The sequence below is a fragment of the Ensifer sp. Root31 genome, from assembly GCF_001424825.1.
Classification (GTDB): domain Bacteria; phylum Pseudomonadota; class Alphaproteobacteria; order Rhizobiales; family Rhizobiaceae; genus Ensifer; species Ensifer canadensis.
The window spans coordinates 12,292-26,861 of sequence record NZ_LMCO01000028.1 but is presented as its reverse complement, the minus strand read 5'-3'; the positions used below and the strand labels follow the sequence as shown (position 1 = coordinate 26,861).

General features: G+C 58.1%; 13 protein-coding genes. 9 read left to right on the top strand and 4 right to left on the bottom strand.

All coding sequences use genetic code 11. The features are described from left to right. Window positions 1-281: 281 nt before the first annotated feature. A complete protein-coding gene (locus ASD00_RS23240) occupies window positions 282-3,179 on the top strand; it encodes an MASE1 domain-containing protein (protein WP_082523690.1) in 2,898 nt (965 codons plus the stop codon). A gap of 31 nt (window positions 3,180-3,210) precedes the next feature. On the opposite strand, the gene hmpA is transcribed toward ASD00_RS23240, so the two are convergent. Together hmpA and ASD00_RS40785 are read right to left on the bottom strand one after the other, a co-directional pair. Further along, window positions 3,211-4,425 (bottom strand): NO-inducible flavohemoprotein, encoded by a 1,215-nt coding sequence (hmpA, locus tag ASD00_RS23235; protein WP_057209141.1) that lies wholly within the window; start codon window positions 4,423-4,425, stop codon window positions 3,211-3,213. Window positions 4,426-4,449: 24 nt separating this feature from the next. After that, complete coding sequence (locus ASD00_RS40785; RefSeq protein ID WP_057218634.1) at window positions 4,450-5,148, bottom strand: DUF1971 domain-containing protein; 699 nt, start codon at window positions 5,146-5,148, stop codon at window positions 4,450-4,452. Window positions 5,149-5,219: 71 nt separating this feature from the next. Here ASD00_RS40785 and ASD00_RS23225 point away from each other — a divergent pair, with 71 nt between their 5' ends. From ASD00_RS23225 to ASD00_RS23205, 5 genes are all read left to right on the top strand, one after another. Further along, window positions 5,220-5,669, top strand: a complete 450-nt coding sequence (locus ASD00_RS23225; RefSeq protein WP_057209136.1) for an Rrf2 family transcriptional regulator — start codon at window positions 5,220-5,222, stop codon at window positions 5,667-5,669. Window positions 5,670-6,022: 353 nt separating this feature from the next. Further along, on the top strand, window positions 6,023-6,940 hold the full coding sequence (locus tag ASD00_RS23220) for an MBL fold metallo-hydrolase (RefSeq protein WP_057209133.1): 918 nt from the start codon (window positions 6,023-6,025) through the stop codon (window positions 6,938-6,940). A gap of 676 nt (window positions 6,941-7,616) precedes the next feature. Beyond that, complete coding sequence (locus ASD00_RS23215) at window positions 7,617-8,363, top strand: SDR family oxidoreductase (RefSeq protein WP_057209130.1); 747 nt, start codon at window positions 7,617-7,619, stop codon at window positions 8,361-8,363. A 523-nt stretch (window positions 8,364-8,886) separates the two neighbouring features. Continuing rightward, window positions 8,887-9,615, top strand: coding sequence for an alpha/beta hydrolase (locus ASD00_RS23210; protein ID WP_244494742.1), 729 nt, complete (start codon window positions 8,887-8,889; stop codon window positions 9,613-9,615). Window positions 9,616-9,915: 300 nt separating this feature from the next. Continuing rightward, window positions 9,916-10,281, top strand: coding sequence for a hypothetical protein (locus tag ASD00_RS23205; RefSeq protein ID WP_244494735.1), 366 nt, complete (start codon window positions 9,916-9,918; stop codon window positions 10,279-10,281). 84 nt (window positions 10,282-10,365) lie between these two features. On the opposite strand, the gene ASD00_RS23200 is transcribed toward ASD00_RS23205, so the two are convergent. Then, window positions 10,366-11,130, bottom strand: a complete 765-nt coding sequence (locus ASD00_RS23200; protein ID WP_244494734.1) for an NAD(P)H-binding protein — start codon at window positions 11,128-11,130, stop codon at window positions 10,366-10,368. A gap of 349 nt (window positions 11,131-11,479) precedes the next feature. On the opposite strand from ASD00_RS23200, the gene ASD00_RS23195 reads away from it, so the two are divergent. The 3 genes from ASD00_RS23195 (at window position 11,480) to ASD00_RS23185 (ending at window position 13,553) form a co-directional block, all read left to right on the top strand. Further along, a complete protein-coding gene (locus ASD00_RS23195) occupies window positions 11,480-12,118 on the top strand; it encodes a response regulator (RefSeq protein WP_057209121.1) in 639 nt (212 codons plus the stop codon). 126 nt (window positions 12,119-12,244) lie between these two features. Continuing rightward, the gene (locus tag ASD00_RS23190; protein WP_057209118.1) at window positions 12,245-12,724 is read left to right on the top strand and encodes a carboxymuconolactone decarboxylase family protein; all 480 of its coding nucleotides are present in this window, start codon (window positions 12,245-12,247) and stop codon (window positions 12,722-12,724) included. 67 nt (window positions 12,725-12,791) lie between these two features. After that, complete coding sequence (locus tag ASD00_RS23185) at window positions 12,792-13,553, top strand: SDR family oxidoreductase (RefSeq protein ID WP_057209115.1); 762 nt, start codon at window positions 12,792-12,794, stop codon at window positions 13,551-13,553. A gap of 94 nt (window positions 13,554-13,647) precedes the next feature. Here ASD00_RS23185 and ASD00_RS23180 read toward each other — a convergent pair whose 3' ends face one another. Next, complete coding sequence (locus tag ASD00_RS23180; RefSeq protein WP_057209113.1) at window positions 13,648-14,544, bottom strand: LysR family transcriptional regulator; 897 nt, start codon at window positions 14,542-14,544, stop codon at window positions 13,648-13,650. Window positions 14,545-14,570 lie beyond the last annotated feature (26 nt).

Sequence of the window (14,570 nt, the reverse complement as noted above, 5' to 3'; positions counted from 1 at the left end):
GGAGGCTTTGCGGTGTCGTCCAGTCTGCGCCGATGCGGAGCAAGTCTTCCGGAAGAAACGCGCCTGGGCCCAGGCGAAGAAGACCTGTCGTGCCTGCAGCCGGCTTTTTATCATTGGCTTCCGTGTAGATATGCCCGATAGGTGTTGAGCGGACCGGCTCGGGAAAGAAGACCGATGCCGCGGCCAAGCAGGGGATCGCCGGGGTATGCCAAAACGCGCTCGCACCGCAGCGTTGATGCCGTTGAATGCATAATCCGGTTCGACTTCGACAGGAACAGGTCTTGATGAGCGTCCGATCACATCGCCCCCAAGCGCTCCACGCGGGGCTGTTTGTCGCGGCCTACGTTGCGGGCAGCGGGTTTGCCCACCTTCTTGCAATCATTCCTGGGACAGGAATATCAATCTGGCCGCCGAGCGGCTTGTTCCTTGCGACCCTTGTCCTTGCCTCGCAACGCAGTTGGCCCTGGTGGATACTGGTGGGGCTCGCAGGCGAACTTCTTGGAAATCTCGCCTGGTTTCACAATTCCATTACCGTCGCGACCCTGATCTACGTTGGAAACGCTTGCGAAGCTGCGTTCGGCGCATGGCTTTTAAAGCGATTTTGCGGCGAACCGGTTCGGCTAGAGACTTTGCGCGAGGTACTGGCGCTGCTTGTACTGGGTGCCAGTGTCGCACCAATCTTGAGTGCAACGGTAGGTAGCGCGACGCTTGCTTGGTTTGACATCCAAGCCTTTGCCACAGCTTGGCCGCTATGGTGGATCGGCGATGCCACCGGGGTTGCCATCATCGCACCCCTGGCTCTTGTGGTGTTCCAGAATTGGCGTGGAAAGAGTGAATTTCTCGCGGCGCGCTGGACCGAGGTCTGCGCTCTGGCGCTGGTGTTTCTTGGAATCGCCGCTCTTTCCTTGAGCGGCTTTCTGCCCTACGCATACATCATCATGCCGCCGCTTCTCTGGGTCGCGGTCCGTTTCGAATTCAAGGGTACAGTTCTCGCCCTGTCTTTCCTCGCGCTCATCACTGCGGCCTTCACGATTTCCGGCACAAGCCAGTTTGCGGGCGACGCCGAATCTCAACAACACAAACAAATCATGCTGCAGCTGTTTCTGGGCATCTCTGCGTTTTCTGCGTTGGTCGTGGCAGCGATCTCTAGGCAGCACCAACTGGCACTTGTCACATTGCGTCGGAGTGTTGAGACTTTGCGGGAACGCGAACGTGAACTTTCGCAGTTGGTCGACCTTGTGCCCGTGCAGATCAGGCGACTGACCCCAGAGGGTCAGCCGATTTTCTTTAACCGCCGACTACTCGATTTCTTTGGTTTGAGTGACGTAAATCAACTGGACCGGCCGGGCATAAGTCGTCTGAGCGCGGCGATTCACTCTCTCGTGCATCCCGAGGACGCAACGCGCCTGTTTGATGCCGTCAGAAACTCGCTGGTGACCGGCGAGCCATATTCCATGAAGTATCGCATGCGGCGGGCGGATGGAGCTTATCGTTGGGTTGATGGGCGTGCGGAGGCGTTGCGCGATGACGACGGAAAGATCGTGCAATGGCTCGTCATCTCGCTCGATATCGACGACGAGGTGCGCGCACAGGAGGCAATGCGCGACAGTGAGCGGCAGCTTCGGCGCCTGGTCGATGCGGTACCTGCGCAGATCTGGTGTTCGAACACCGAGGGAGATCCAACCTACGTCAACAAGAGGCTAAGGGATTTCATTGGCTTTGATCTCGAGGACTTCGATTCCCCGGATGAGCCAAGAGGGGAGGTCGCGCGTCGGCAACAGGTCCATCCCGACGATCTGGTGGCTGTCCGTGATCATTTGGCCAAGTGTCGGCGCACCGGTCAGGCGTTCGTTATGCGGTACCGAATGCGACGCGCTGACGGGACGTACCGATGGGTGGAGGGCCGTTCGGAGCCTTTCCGCGATGAGGACGGCTCCATTCTGCAATGGTACGGTGTGCTTCTGGATATCGACGACCAGGTGCAGGCCGAGGCAGCCTTGAGGGAGAGGGAGCGCTTTCTCTGGCAATTGGTAGAAACCCTGCCGCTCATGATCGACTGCGCCGCCCCCGATGGGGAGCCAATATTCCGCGGGCAAGGCCTGAGAGAGTTCCTCGGCTACGAATTGCAGGCGCTTGATGGTTCCGGAAAATCCCGGCTTGAGGGGACACTGGATGCCGGGGTTCATCCCGATGACGTCGAGGGCGTCAAGCAGCAATATGCGCGTTGCCTCGCATCGGGCGAACCTTACGCGCGCCGACATCGTCTTCGCCGGTTCGACGGTGAATACCGTTGGGTAGAGACCCGAGCAGCTCCAATGCGCGATGCCTCGGGCGCGATCATCCAATGGAATGTCATCTACCTGGATATAGACGGGGAGGTTAAGGCCCAAGAGAATCTGCGCATGGCACAAGAGGGACTGGCACGCGCGGCCCAGGCGGCCAGTCTGGCCGAGTTGTCAGCGTCCATCGCACACGAAGTCAGCCAGCCGCTCTCGGCCATCGTCAACTCGACGGATGCTTGCGTGCGCTGGCTTGACGCGGACCCACCAAACGTGGCGCGAGCAAGAAAATCGGCCGAGCGCATCATTCGCAGCGCGAATTCAGCCGCGGAGGTCGTGCGACGGATCCGCGCCCTTTTCCAGCATTCCATGGATGTTCGCGACGCTACCTCGCTGGAGGGCATCATTGACGAGGTGGCCGATCTTGTGGCGGCTGAAGCCTCCAGGCAGCGTATCCGCGTTCAGGTTGAGATCGAGAGCAGCCAGCAACTGGTGGCATTCGATCGCGTGCAGATCCAGCAGGTCCTGATGAACCTTGTTCAAAACGGCTTGGATGCAATGGTGTCGGCGCCGGATGACAGGCTGCTTGAAATTCGGGTCTATCGCAAGGACGATGAGGTCTTCACCGAGGTTATTGATCGAGGTGGAGGTATTGAGTTTCCGGAGCGGATATTCGACCCGTTTTTCACGACAAAGGAAAGAGGGATGGGCATGGGTTTGGCTATCTGTCGCTCCATCGTGGAAGCCCATGGCGGAAAGCTATGGGCGGAGCAAAATGAACCCCGCGGCGCGAGGTTCATTTTCACGCTGCCAGCCGCGGCAATGGCCGCAGCAGGCTCTGGCGCCGGCTCTAACGAGAGCCACTCCATCGTGGAAAAGCTATCAGAAGGAGTACCATGAGGCACTTTTCTGAGAGATTACCTTCGGCCGCTCAGGCGGCAAGAAGTTCGTCCGATGGCCCGAAGAACTCGTAGTGCACCCGCTCGCTTGAAACGCCTTCCCTGACAAGAGCCGGGACGAGGGCACGAAGGAACGGTTTGGGTCCACAGAGGTAGTATTCGGCCTCGTGAACAGGTGTGTTCTCCCGAAGCCATTCCGCCGTGATGAAGCCATCAAAGTCGTGAGACAAGCCGGCCGCATCTTCGCTGCGGGGATCACTATAGAAACTGCTGATTTTGATGTTGCCGTGAGCGTTGGCGAGCTTGCGGACATGCTGATCCATGGCGTGAGTAGTGCTGTTCAACGCGCCGTGGACGAAGTGAGCTTCGAGGTTCGGATGCTCTTCGACGATTGTCTCCAGAATGCTGACCATGGGTGTCAGCCCGACGCCGCCCGACAACAAGACGACCGGTGCCCGAGGGATTTCCGGAAGATAGAAGTCACCCGCCGGAGGCGTGACGCTCAAGACCGTACCGACCGTCGCCGTATCGTGAAGATGGCGCGATCCACCTTGTCCATCCGCTTCCCGCTTGACAGAAATCCGGTAGGAACTGTCGCTCGGGCCGCTGGAGATTGAATAGTTCCGCTTGATCTCCAGGCCACTCTGAAGCTTGAAGCGCAATGTGAGGTATTGGCCGGGTTTGTGCCTCAAGATGCGACCGCCGTCCTTGGGCTCCAAGACGAATGATGTGACAACCTCACTTTCGCGAACTTTTGAGGTGATGACGAAATCTCTCCAGCCGTTCCAGCCGCCGGATTTCTTCACAAGCTCATCGCGTATTTCAGCCTCGCGTTCCTGAAGAACATCCGCCAGGAACCAGTAGGCCTCGCCCCAGGCATCCAGGAGTTCAGGTGTTGCCGCGCTTCCGAGCACGTCCTCGATGGCGGCAAGCAGTGCCTTTGCGACATAGGGGTAGTGGTCCGGCAGGATATGATAGCCAATATGCTTGTGAGCAATGCGCTCAACCACAGGGCCGAGCACGCCAAGGTTATCGATGTTCTGCGCATAGGCCAGAATGGCCGCGGCGAGCGCGTTGACTTGCGAGCCACCTTCACCCTGGTTGGCGTGATTGAACAGCTCCCGAATATGATCGTCTCGGAACATGCGGGCATACATGCTTTTTGTAATGTTCGTGCCGTGCGCGGCGAGCGCCGGGACACTCGCCTTTACAATTTGGACTGTCTGGGATGAGAGGGGTTTCGGCATGGTCTTTCCTTTCGGTACGATGTGTCACAGGGGGCTGGGCTGGTGATCGTAGAAGTGCAGCTGGCATTTTACCGGGCCCACGATCTGCAGATGATGAGCAACGTCCGGCGGGATAATGATTGTGGCGTCAGCGCCTGCGTTGATCGCCGGCTGCGTATCACGGTGATAGATCAGACTGCCCTCGATCACGCTGAGCTTGACCCAGGTCCCGGATCGAAGCTGATGGCATTTCAGCAGTGGTCCGGGGATTGTGGCCTCGTTGAAGACCGGCGTGCTTCTATACGGTCGGCAGGAGATCTGGGGGGCCAAGGTCTTACAATCTGGGCGCTCTGCTCCAAACAAGGCAGCCGACAAACGCGCGGCTATTCTAGCGGCCCTTCGCTGGATCTCTGTCGCTACTTCGGGCTTGAGTGCGTCTGACGTGACCTTCTCCCAAAGTGCCAACCAGCGCTCGAACATTTCCGGCCGAATGTGTTTCAGGTGGATCAGATGCATTGCAACTGGGCTTCCCTTGTAACGCCCTGTCGACAGCATCATCGAACTCCAGAACGCCGTCATGCGTTCGAGATGATCGTCCCATTCGGTTATGGCGGTGAATGCTTCGTTGAGGAGCTGATCAACCCGAACTTCTCCGTAAAAGCGTTCCACGACCATCCGGATGTCTGCTTCGGTTATCGCGTCGGTACTCATCGCTTTTGCCTTAAAGATGTATCTGAAATGCATCTATTCGCTCGAGAGAAAAGATGCTAACGAAATGCATGTTTTTGGATTGGACTTTTTGACGCAGACCCCCGATGAAGCTCACGAAATACACCGACTACGCCATGCGATTGATGATCTATCTGGGCTCACGGTCATCGGGGCTTAGCTCGATCCGCGAAATATCGGATACATTCTCGGTCTCACAAAACCACATGATGAAGGTGGTTCAGGACCTTGCAAACGCACACTTCCTGGTGTCCGTGCGCGGCCGCAACGGGGGCATAAGGCTTGCCCGCCCTGCAAACGAAATCAATCTGGGAGCTCTGCTTCGCCACACCGAGGGCTTGACGGACCTAATCGATTGCGAAGGCTGTCGTATCGCACCGGCCTGCACCTTGCCGATCGTTCTTTCGGAAGCCACTGCGGCCTTTGTGGCGGTTTTCGACAAGTATACGCTGGCGGATCTCGTCGAGAGACGCTCGGCGCTCGGCACGCTTCTAGGCTTCAAGCCCGCAGACCTCCAGAACGCTTCCGTTTCTTAAGAGCGAGCTGGTGCCGCTGGCGCGCCATGTGTTGCCGCGGGATGGAAGCAGGAAATGGCGTTGCAACTGTCGTTTCTGCGGCTTGTCGCCTGCAGCTGCAAACCGCCGCCACTCAAGTGCTAACCCGCTGTTTTGACATGTATGTTTGAGAGTGCGGGGGATATAGCCATGCCTCGCCGACGCCCATTGAGAGCACGGCTACCCTATCCATTGGTTTGGCTCGACCGCCAACACGCTTCAACATAGCGTCGATGTCGTGGCTCGTGATCGACCCGTCTCGGTCACTCAAAACAGGAGTGCACCATGTCGCAGGCAGAAGCCGCACTCCGTACGATTGGTCAAAGGAGACAAAAATGAGCTTGGACAACACCGTTAATACCGGCAGGCCGGTTCCCGAAGAGCTGGTTCCATCGCGCTATGCGCTGCGGATCGGCGAGATTGAAGTGCTGGTGGTCAGCGATGGGGTGCTGCCGCTTCCAACCAAGATGTTGGGACACAACGCTGACCCGGCGGTGCGGGCGGCCTGGCTGGACGACATGTTTCTTCCGCAGGACGCTTTCGACTGGTCACTGAATGTGGTCGTAGTACGCAGCGGCAGTCAAACCATACTCATCGACGCTGGGTTGGGCTTGGACCCCGACTTGAACCTCCCACGGGCCGGCCAACTGGTCAAACGGTTGGAGGCGGCCGGCATCGATCTTGCATCCGTTACCGACGTGGTACTCACCCACATGCACATGGACCACGTTGGCGGGTTGCTCGTCGACGGGGTGAAAGACCGGCTACGTCCGGACCTGCGCATCCACGTGGCCGCTGCCGAGGTCAAATTCTGGGAATCGCCCGACTTCACCCAGGTCTCCATGCCGCCGGGGTTCCCGGACGCGCTTCGAGCGGCTGCGAAAAAGTTCGCGAATGAGTACCGTAAACAGCTGCGGCTGTTCGACGAGCAACATGAGGTGGCGCCGGGGGTGGTTGCCATTCGCACCGGTGGCCACACCCCCGGGCACAGCGTAGTCCGCCTGGCGTCTGGCGGCGACCGACTGACGTTCGCCGGCGATGCTGTGTTCGCGGTCGGGTTCGACCATCCGGACTGGCACAACGGTTTCGAACACGACCCCGAGGAGGCGGCCCGCGTCCGGGTCCGTCTGTTGACGGAGTTGGCGGAGACCGGCGAACAGCTGGTGGCCACGCACCTGCCGTTCCCGTCCGTTGGCCGCGTGGCGGTTGACGGGGACGCCTTCCGTTGGGTGCCGATTTTCTGGGATTACTGACAGTTGCTGAGCTGACGCTTACAGAAATGACCACCGCGTTTGAACCCAATCGAACGCTGCCAGGTGCGACGCCAGCCTATGTGCCGGCGTGCGCCTTGCGATTGCGAGCAGACTAATCGGCTCGCAATCGCGCTATATATGACGGTTGGCCCTAACCCAACCCAATCCGGCCTTGCAACGGAAGCGTCATACGCGATGCTTAGAGGAAGCTTTCCTTTTCGGCGGCAATTGCCCTTCAGTGCGTCCGTGCAACGCTCATGACAGCCATTGGGCTTTCGTATCGGTTCGCGGCAAGCGCTACTCCAGGTCAGCTTTGCGAGCAGAGCGTCCATTCCGCGAACCTGAATGCCCGAACAAACGAATATGCGCTCCAGAACGCCCATGGCATCGTCTCTTCCGGGTCAGCAGCCGCGCGACCTGAATGCGGTGCCGCGGCGGATGAGAGCAACCAACGACGACCGCCGGCTCGCTTGTGGGCGACAACGTCGACACCGAGATGGCGAGGCTCAGTGCTTTGACCGGCGCTGTTGCCACGAGCCGACAGGCGCCGGGGATGCGCGCACCTGCCAGACAATGCGCATTACCCGTTGCCGGGAACACATCTTGTTCCCAGGGGGCCGCTAATCGCGGGCCCAGACAAGATCTATCTCTGGCACGCAAACACGGAGATCAAAAAATGAAAATGCTTCAAGACAAGGTAGCCATCATCACCGGCGGTAACAGTGGTATCGGCAAGGAAACCGCTCGGCTGTTCGCCAGTGAAGGGGCCAAAGTCGTGATTACCGGCAGGCGGCAAAACGTTGTGGACGCGGCTGTCGATGAGATCGGCAACGGTGCCACCGGTTTTTGTGGCGATGCTGCCGACATCGCCGATCACCGGCGCCTCGCCGCAAGAGTTCGCGACCAGTTCGGCGCAATCGACATTTATATGGCAAATGCCGGCGTGATAAACCTCCTGCCTTCTTCCATGGTGACGGAAGAAGAATATGACCGCCATTTCGCCACCAATACGCGTGGCGTCTTCTTTGGAGTCCAGACGTTGGCTCCTCTCATCCGCGAAGGCGGAAACATCATCGTCACGAGCTCGCTCGCAGCGACGAAAATCCTGCCGCAGCACACAGTATACGCGGGATCGAAGGCCGCGCTTGCGGCCTTCGCACGCAATTGGGCGCTTGAATTCAAGGATCGCAAGATCCGGGTGAACATCCTGAGCCCTGGCCCAGTCGAGACGGAGATTCTTGGCAAACTTGGCATAGGTGAGGCTGAACGTCCCGCGTTCGAGCAACAGATGTCGGAGCTTATCCCAGCGGGCAGGCTGGGGCGTCCTGAGGAACTGGCGCGTGCAGCCCTATTCCTGGCGGCCACTGGAACGTTTGTGAACGGCATCGAACTGCACGTGGATGGTGGAATGTCGCTCACCTGATGACACCGAGGTCGGTTGCTGAACCCTTCTCGGCAACCGACCGCCTCCGCACAAAGTGGTAAGCAGTCATTGATCGGTGCCGCTCGGCTTCACTTCAAAGGCTTCAGGTTTGAAGCCGTGGTGCCGAATTCCATCGAATGCGGGTCGGCGCCTCTTGCCAATCAGGGGTTGTGGAAGGCGCGTCTTCCTAAGCAGCCCGGTCGAGCAACGCTGGTGACTGGACGGGTCATTTCCGGATGAATGTGCGGTCCCTGGACAGCGTTCGCCCCTCCCGCGCGCGCTGTTGCTCTGTCCACACCTGCCGTCAGCGGGGGGCGCCCATACCTAGGTTTGGGTTGAAGCATCCGGAAAAACCAACCCAAATCACGCCTAGCCTCAGGGAATGCGCCTGATGGCCACCGCCGCATTAGAATGTGGGCAACTCGAGCGGCGAAAACACATCCTCCGGCAAAATTAGAAGGACAAGGGAATGCACAAGATCGCAAAACTGGCTTTGGCGGTGGCGCTCTACACCACGTCGGCAATGCCGGGCTTCACACAATCGAACAAACCGACGATCGTCCTGGTTCACGGGGCGTTCGCCGATTCGTCGAGCTGGAACCAGGTCATTTCGCATTTGGAAAAGCATGGATATCCGGTCCTAGCGGTGGCCAACCCGCTCCGTGGCGTCAAGCGCGACGGGGATTATGTCCGGCGAGCCGTGAAGGACATCAAGGCGCCAATTGTCCTTGTCGGGCATTCCTACGGCGGCTCTGTAATCAGTGATGCCGCCGCCGGCATGGAAAACGTTCAAGCACTGGTTTTCGTGGCCGCATTCGCTCCGGAAATCGGGGAATCGGCGGCGGACCTCTCGGGTAAATTCCCGGGCAGCACACTCGCCTCGGCTCTGGGTGAGGCGGTCACGCTCGCCGACGGGGAGGGCAAGGACCTTTATATTGATCAACGGAAATTCCCGGCGCAATTTGCAGCCGACGTTCCGTTGGCGGAGGCGAAGCTCATGGCTGCGACCCAGCGGCCTATCACCGATGCGGCATTGGCTGAGCCCGCTCCGAAAGCGGCATGGAAGGTAATACCATCCTGGTTCATCCACGGAGATGCCGATAGGAATATTCCGCCACATGCGCTGCAGTGGATGGCCGATCGCGCAAACTCCAGGAAAACAGTTGTCGTTAAAGGTGGGTCACATGTCGTCATGATCTCTCATCCCGGCGAAGTCGCAAAGCTCATCGAGCAAGCCGCTTCGGAGAAGTAATTCTTTGTAGCAGGGGGGCCGGTGTCGGACACCCGACGCCGGCGGTTTCCCAAACGATCTTCCATATCGCGTGGCGTGACTTCGGCGCGCGCGCCGCCTCTCCCTGGTTAAAGGTGGCCGGGCGACGCTCCGGCCAATCCGGGTCGGATCTCCTAAACCTTGGTTTGGGAAGCCTCGCCTAACTCTCGGTGTTACCCTGATGACTGTCGAAAGCAGGAGAGAAGAATGGAACCCCTCAGATACCCCGTCCTTGCCATGATATGGTTTAACATACTGCTCGCCGCCTGGCTCTCGGTATACATGCTCTATGATCCGGAAGGATGGTATTATTTCGTCCCTGGCGTAACCAATACGGGCCTCTACAATCAGCATTTCATTCGAGATATCGGCATCATTCAGGGTTTCATCGCTCTGGCCTTCGCAATCGGCTGGTTCAAGCCGGGCCGTCGAATCGAGCTTTGGGGAGCTGCAACTCTCTGGCTGATCGCACACGCCATCTTTCATCTCTGGGAAGTTGCGGTCGGGATATGTTCGGCCTCTGTCATCCTGCGCGATTTTCCTGCCGTGAGCTTGCCGGCACTTTTCGGCATTGCCGCAACTGGCTGGGCCTGCGCTCGCGGTCAACGATTGGCTCCTCTACCAAAGGCAAAAGGGATCGTCTCCTGAAATCACGAAATCGATGATGGAAAGGACGATGCAATTTGCACCGCCCTTTACATCATCTAACCGAACGGAAGCTGCGGTTACTCTCTAACCGGCAATGCTCTTGGTAAGCCACTCGTGGAAAGACAACTTGCCAGAGATGGTTTGCTTCATGGGCAAAAGCCCGTCAGGAGATAATGCTACACCGAAGTATAGTGCGTCCTTGTCGAGACTGACCGGGCGATTGTCCGCGGTGGCAGTGAGCAATTCGCGGGCCAGATCGGCGAGTTCGATGGATTGCGGTCCACCAAGTTCGACGACGGTGTTTTGCGGCACGGCCACCGCCAGCTTGGTGATCCAGTTTGCCGCTTCGTCTGCTGAGACCGGACGTACGGCGATCGCCGGCAGGCGTAAATCTCCGTTGACCGCCGCAGCGTTCACGATACCGCTGAAGAACTCGAAGAATTGGGTGGAACGGACGATCGTGTAAGGCAATCCGGAGGACCGGATCAGGTTTTCCTGGACGAGTTTGGCGCGGAAGTAATCATTCTCAACCATACGGTCCGTTCCAACGACGGAGAGCGCCAGATAATGCCGGACCCCGGACGTCTTGGCTGCAGCGAGCAGGTTCTTCCCCGATTGCCTGAAGAACGTCAGGGCATCGCCATCTCCGAACGAGCCGGAATTTGTAACGTCGATCACCACATCGGCACCTTCCAGTGCCTTTTCCAGACCCTCACCGGTCAAGGCATCGACCCCTGTTTTCTTCGATGCAGCCACGACATCGTGTCCGTCCTCTTGCAGTCTGCCGACGATCCTGGAACCCATGGCGCCGCTCGCGCCGATTACCGCTACTTTCATCTCGAACTCCATCCGATGCATGACGAGTGGATGATAGGCCTTTGGCCCGGGCGTTCGACTAAACGAAGTTATGGGTTGACCCCCGATTGTTGCAATCTAGCCTCCAATCCCTGTACTTTATCCATTAGCTCAAGGTCCGGTTTCCACGACCCACGTGACAGTGAAGAACATGCCGCAGGGTATAGGACCGCATAGACCAAGGTGTACGGTCACGAGCTCCCTCATCCGTGTTAAATATTGCTTCAACGGCAAGACAAGCCGTCATAACCTTCGCTGTGCGTGCGGGTTTGAACCGTCGGTCGGACAACGCATATCTCAAGTGTATACGGGCCGTTGCGCGATAAAAGTTGAGGGCAATCTGATGCAACACACTCAACCCAAGATGGAAGACGCTGCCGAGCCGATTGTGTACGTCGTTGACGACGACGAGGCGATGCGAGAAGCGTTGCTTGATCTGTTCATGGTGACCAACAAGCGGGCGACGGCATTTTCCAACGGTCCCGAGTTTTTGGAAACGGCTGATATCTGTGCGCCAGGTTGCCTCGTACTCGATTTCCGAATGCCGGGAGGAACTGGCCTGGATCTTCAAGAACGTCTGTCGAAGGCCGGTAGTCGTCTTCCCGTGATCTTTCTGACAGGTCATGCGGACATCCTGACGAGTGTAAAGGCAATGAAGGCGGGGGCGATGGATTTCATCATCAAACCTTTCGCCGATCAGGATCTCCTTGATGCGGTGGATCGAGCCATCAAGCTCGATTCCGAACGACGCAAGGTGGACGCGGAACGGAATCGAATCCAAGCATTGGTCGACACCCTCACGCCCCGCGAATTGGAGGTGATGTTTGCGGTCGTCAGCGGGCTGATGAACAAACAGGTCGCGTATCAGCTCGGTATCAGCGAAATGACCGTGAAGCTCCATCGCATGAGCCTCATGCGCAAGATGCAGGCTCGCTCGCTCGCGGATCTCGTTCGGAAGGTCGAGCAAGTTCGACGGAACTGAGAAGCCGACAAGCCGCACACGCCCCCCAAACCTATGGTTAGCTATGAGCCCAATCGTAATTCCCTAGATTTGCATCTGCCGACAGTCACACCAGTGGACCGACGGATCAAATATAGGAACTACACAATGACACGGCGCATTAATTTCGCGAAGGAATCGCCCAATCTCATGAAGAAGTTCATGGAATTCGTGACGGCGACCAAGGAAAACTCCGTCGAGGAATCCATTCGCAACCTGGTCAACGTTCGCATCGCGCAGCTCAACAACTGCACCTATTGCCTCGACATGCACATCAAGCAGGCGAAGATCCAGGGCGAGCGTGAACTGCGCCTCTACCACGTGGCATCTTGGCGTGAATCCACGCTTTTTGCACCACGGGAGCGCGCAGCCCTCGCATGGGCGGAAATCGTGACGAAACTGCCGGATCTCGGCGTTCCCGACGAAATCTATGAACGCGTTCGTTCGCATCTCAGCGAGAAGGAAATCTCCGATCTCACTTTTGCTGTCATGTCGGCGAACGCGTGGACCCGCGTAAATGCCGCGTTCAAGTCAGTACCGGGCTCGTCCGATGCCATGCTCGGCCTCGACAAAGCAGACCTGAAGTAATTAACGCGGCGCACCGGATCGACTGGTGCGCTTTCCAGCTGGAATTCTCATACTCAAGGAGCGAACTATGAAGATCGTCGTTATCGGTGGAACCGGCCTCATCGGCTCGAAATTGGTCAAGCGCCTTCAGGGGAAGGGGCATGAAGTCATTGCCGCATCGCCAGCATCCGGAGTGAATACAATCACCGGCGAGGGGCTGGAGAAGACATTGGCCGGAGCGCAAGTCGTGGTGGACGTTGCAAACTCGCCGTCCTTTGAAGACAACGCGGTCATGGAATTCTTCCAGACATCCGGCCGCAACCTGATGGCCGCTGAAGAAGTCGCCGGCGTGAAGCATCACGTCGCGCTTTCGGTCGTTGGAACCGAACGTCTTCAGGCGAGCGGCTATTTTCGGGCGAAACTGGCCCAGGAAAAGATTATCAAGGAAGCGAAAATTCCTTACACGCTGGTTCACTCGACGCAATTTTTCGAGTTCATGTTCGGCATCGCCCAATCTGGGACCGAGGGTGAAAAAGTTCATCTCTCGCCCGCCATGATGCAGCCGATCTTGTCGGATGACGTGGCTGACGCTCTCGCCGATCTGGTGCTTGGCCAACCTCGCAATGCCATCGTTGAAATTGCAGGCCCGGAGCCCATCAAGATCGCAGATGCCGTCACGAAATACCTCCGGCAGATCGGAGACAACCGGGAGATCGTCGTTGACAACAAGACGCGATACTTCGGCGCTCTTCTAGACGACACGACCCTGATGCCTGCCGCCGGTGTGCGGCTCGGCGCAGTTGGCTTTTCGGAGTGGGTAAAGACGGCCACTCCGCCGCCGGCGCGCTAACGCCTTTGTCGGAGCCGATGAAGGCTCCGGTTTTCCCTCTCATGCGCGAGCGCTCGTACAGTTCTGCTCGCTATTGGCAGCTATCACGGTCAGGCTATTCCCTTGCCGAGGATCGCATCAACGTTGCGACGAAGTCGGTAAACAGCTGCAGTCGGAAGCTCGGCAATCTGCCTGATGCATGCACAGCCTGGAACGGAACGGTTTGCAATTTCACGTGCGGAAGGAGCTCGATAAGAAGACCCCGATCAATATCGTCCTGGACCGTCCGCTTTATCAGATGTGCTGCACCGACGCCGCTCAGCGCCGCATCGCGGATGGCCGTGGCTGAATCCAGGTCGATCCGGCCTGACGGCAAGATGCTGCCGCCGTCAACGAAGCCGATGGGATAGGGTTTGCCATCTGCGACATATCGGGCGAATGGTATGTTCTTCAGTTGGCCAAGGCTCTCGATATCTCCATGCTTGCGGAGAAAGGAAGGCGATGCGACGAGCGTCATGTCGAGGTGCGAGAGTGTCTTGCACATCAGGCCTGTCTGCTCGACCTGGCCGACCCTGAACGCCACGTCATAGTTTTCCCTCAGGAGATCGACGTGCCGGTCCGTCATGCCAACAGACAACGAAATCTCGGGGTACATCGGGACGAACTCGGTGAATATCGGTTCCAGAATCATCCGGCCGAGTTCGCTGGGCAGACTGGCACGCAGATGACCTGCGGGCGCCCGATAAGACTGAACCGTCTCTGCGGAACTGTCGATCTGCTCGAGCAACGGCATTATCTTGTCGTAGAAGGCTTCGCCTTCCTGCGTCATTGCCAGAAGTCGGGTCGAGCGGCGGAACAGATGCACGCCCAGCAGGCGTTCCAAACGCGAGATGCTTTTTGAAATTGACGATGGCGTCGCTCCGAGGCTGCGGGCAGCCGCACTGAAGGAGCCTGCCTGAACCGTGCGAACGAATGCTATCAGTCCGGTTGCTTCCCTCAGCAGCCTAAGCATGTCGTGATCTCCGACTTTAATTTGTT

Excerpts from the sequence above, each read along its gene's own strand:
- ASD00_RS23200 (WP_244494734.1), bottom strand. The coding sequence starts at position 11,130 with ATGGAGTTCGAGATGAAAGTAGCGGTAATCGGCGCGAGCGGCGCCATG.
- ASD00_RS23185 (WP_057209115.1), top strand. The coding sequence starts at position 12,792 with ATGAAGATCGTCGTTATCGGTGGAACCGGCCTCATCGGCTCGAAATTG.
- ASD00_RS23195 (WP_057209121.1), top strand. The coding sequence starts at position 11,480 with ATGCAACACACTCAACCCAAGATGGAAGACGCTGCCGAGCCGATTGTG.
- ASD00_RS23180 (WP_057209113.1), bottom strand. The coding sequence starts at position 14,544 with ATGCTTAGGCTGCTGAGGGAAGCAACCGGACTGATAGCATTCGTTCGC.
- ASD00_RS23190 (WP_057209118.1), top strand. The coding sequence starts at position 12,245 with ATGACACGGCGCATTAATTTCGCGAAGGAATCGCCCAATCTCATGAAG.
- hmpA (WP_057209141.1), bottom strand. The coding sequence starts at position 4,425 with ATGCCGAAACCCCTCTCATCCCAGACAGTCCAAATTGTAAAGGCGAGT.
- ASD00_RS23215 (WP_057209130.1), top strand. The coding sequence starts at position 7,617 with ATGAAAATGCTTCAAGACAAGGTAGCCATCATCACCGGCGGTAACAGT.
- ASD00_RS23205 (WP_244494735.1), top strand. The coding sequence starts at position 9,916 with ATGCTCTATGATCCGGAAGGATGGTATTATTTCGTCCCTGGCGTAACC.
- ASD00_RS23220 (WP_057209133.1), top strand. The coding sequence starts at position 6,023 with ATGAGCTTGGACAACACCGTTAATACCGGCAGGCCGGTTCCCGAAGAG.
- ASD00_RS23225 (WP_057209136.1), top strand. The coding sequence starts at position 5,220 with ATGAAGCTCACGAAATACACCGACTACGCCATGCGATTGATGATCTAT.
- ASD00_RS23210 (WP_244494742.1), top strand. The coding sequence starts at position 8,887 with ATGCCGGGCTTCACACAATCGAACAAACCGACGATCGTCCTGGTTCAC.
- ASD00_RS40785 (WP_057218634.1), bottom strand. The coding sequence starts at position 5,148 with ATGCATTTCAGATACATCTTTAAGGCAAAAGCGATGAGTACCGACGCG.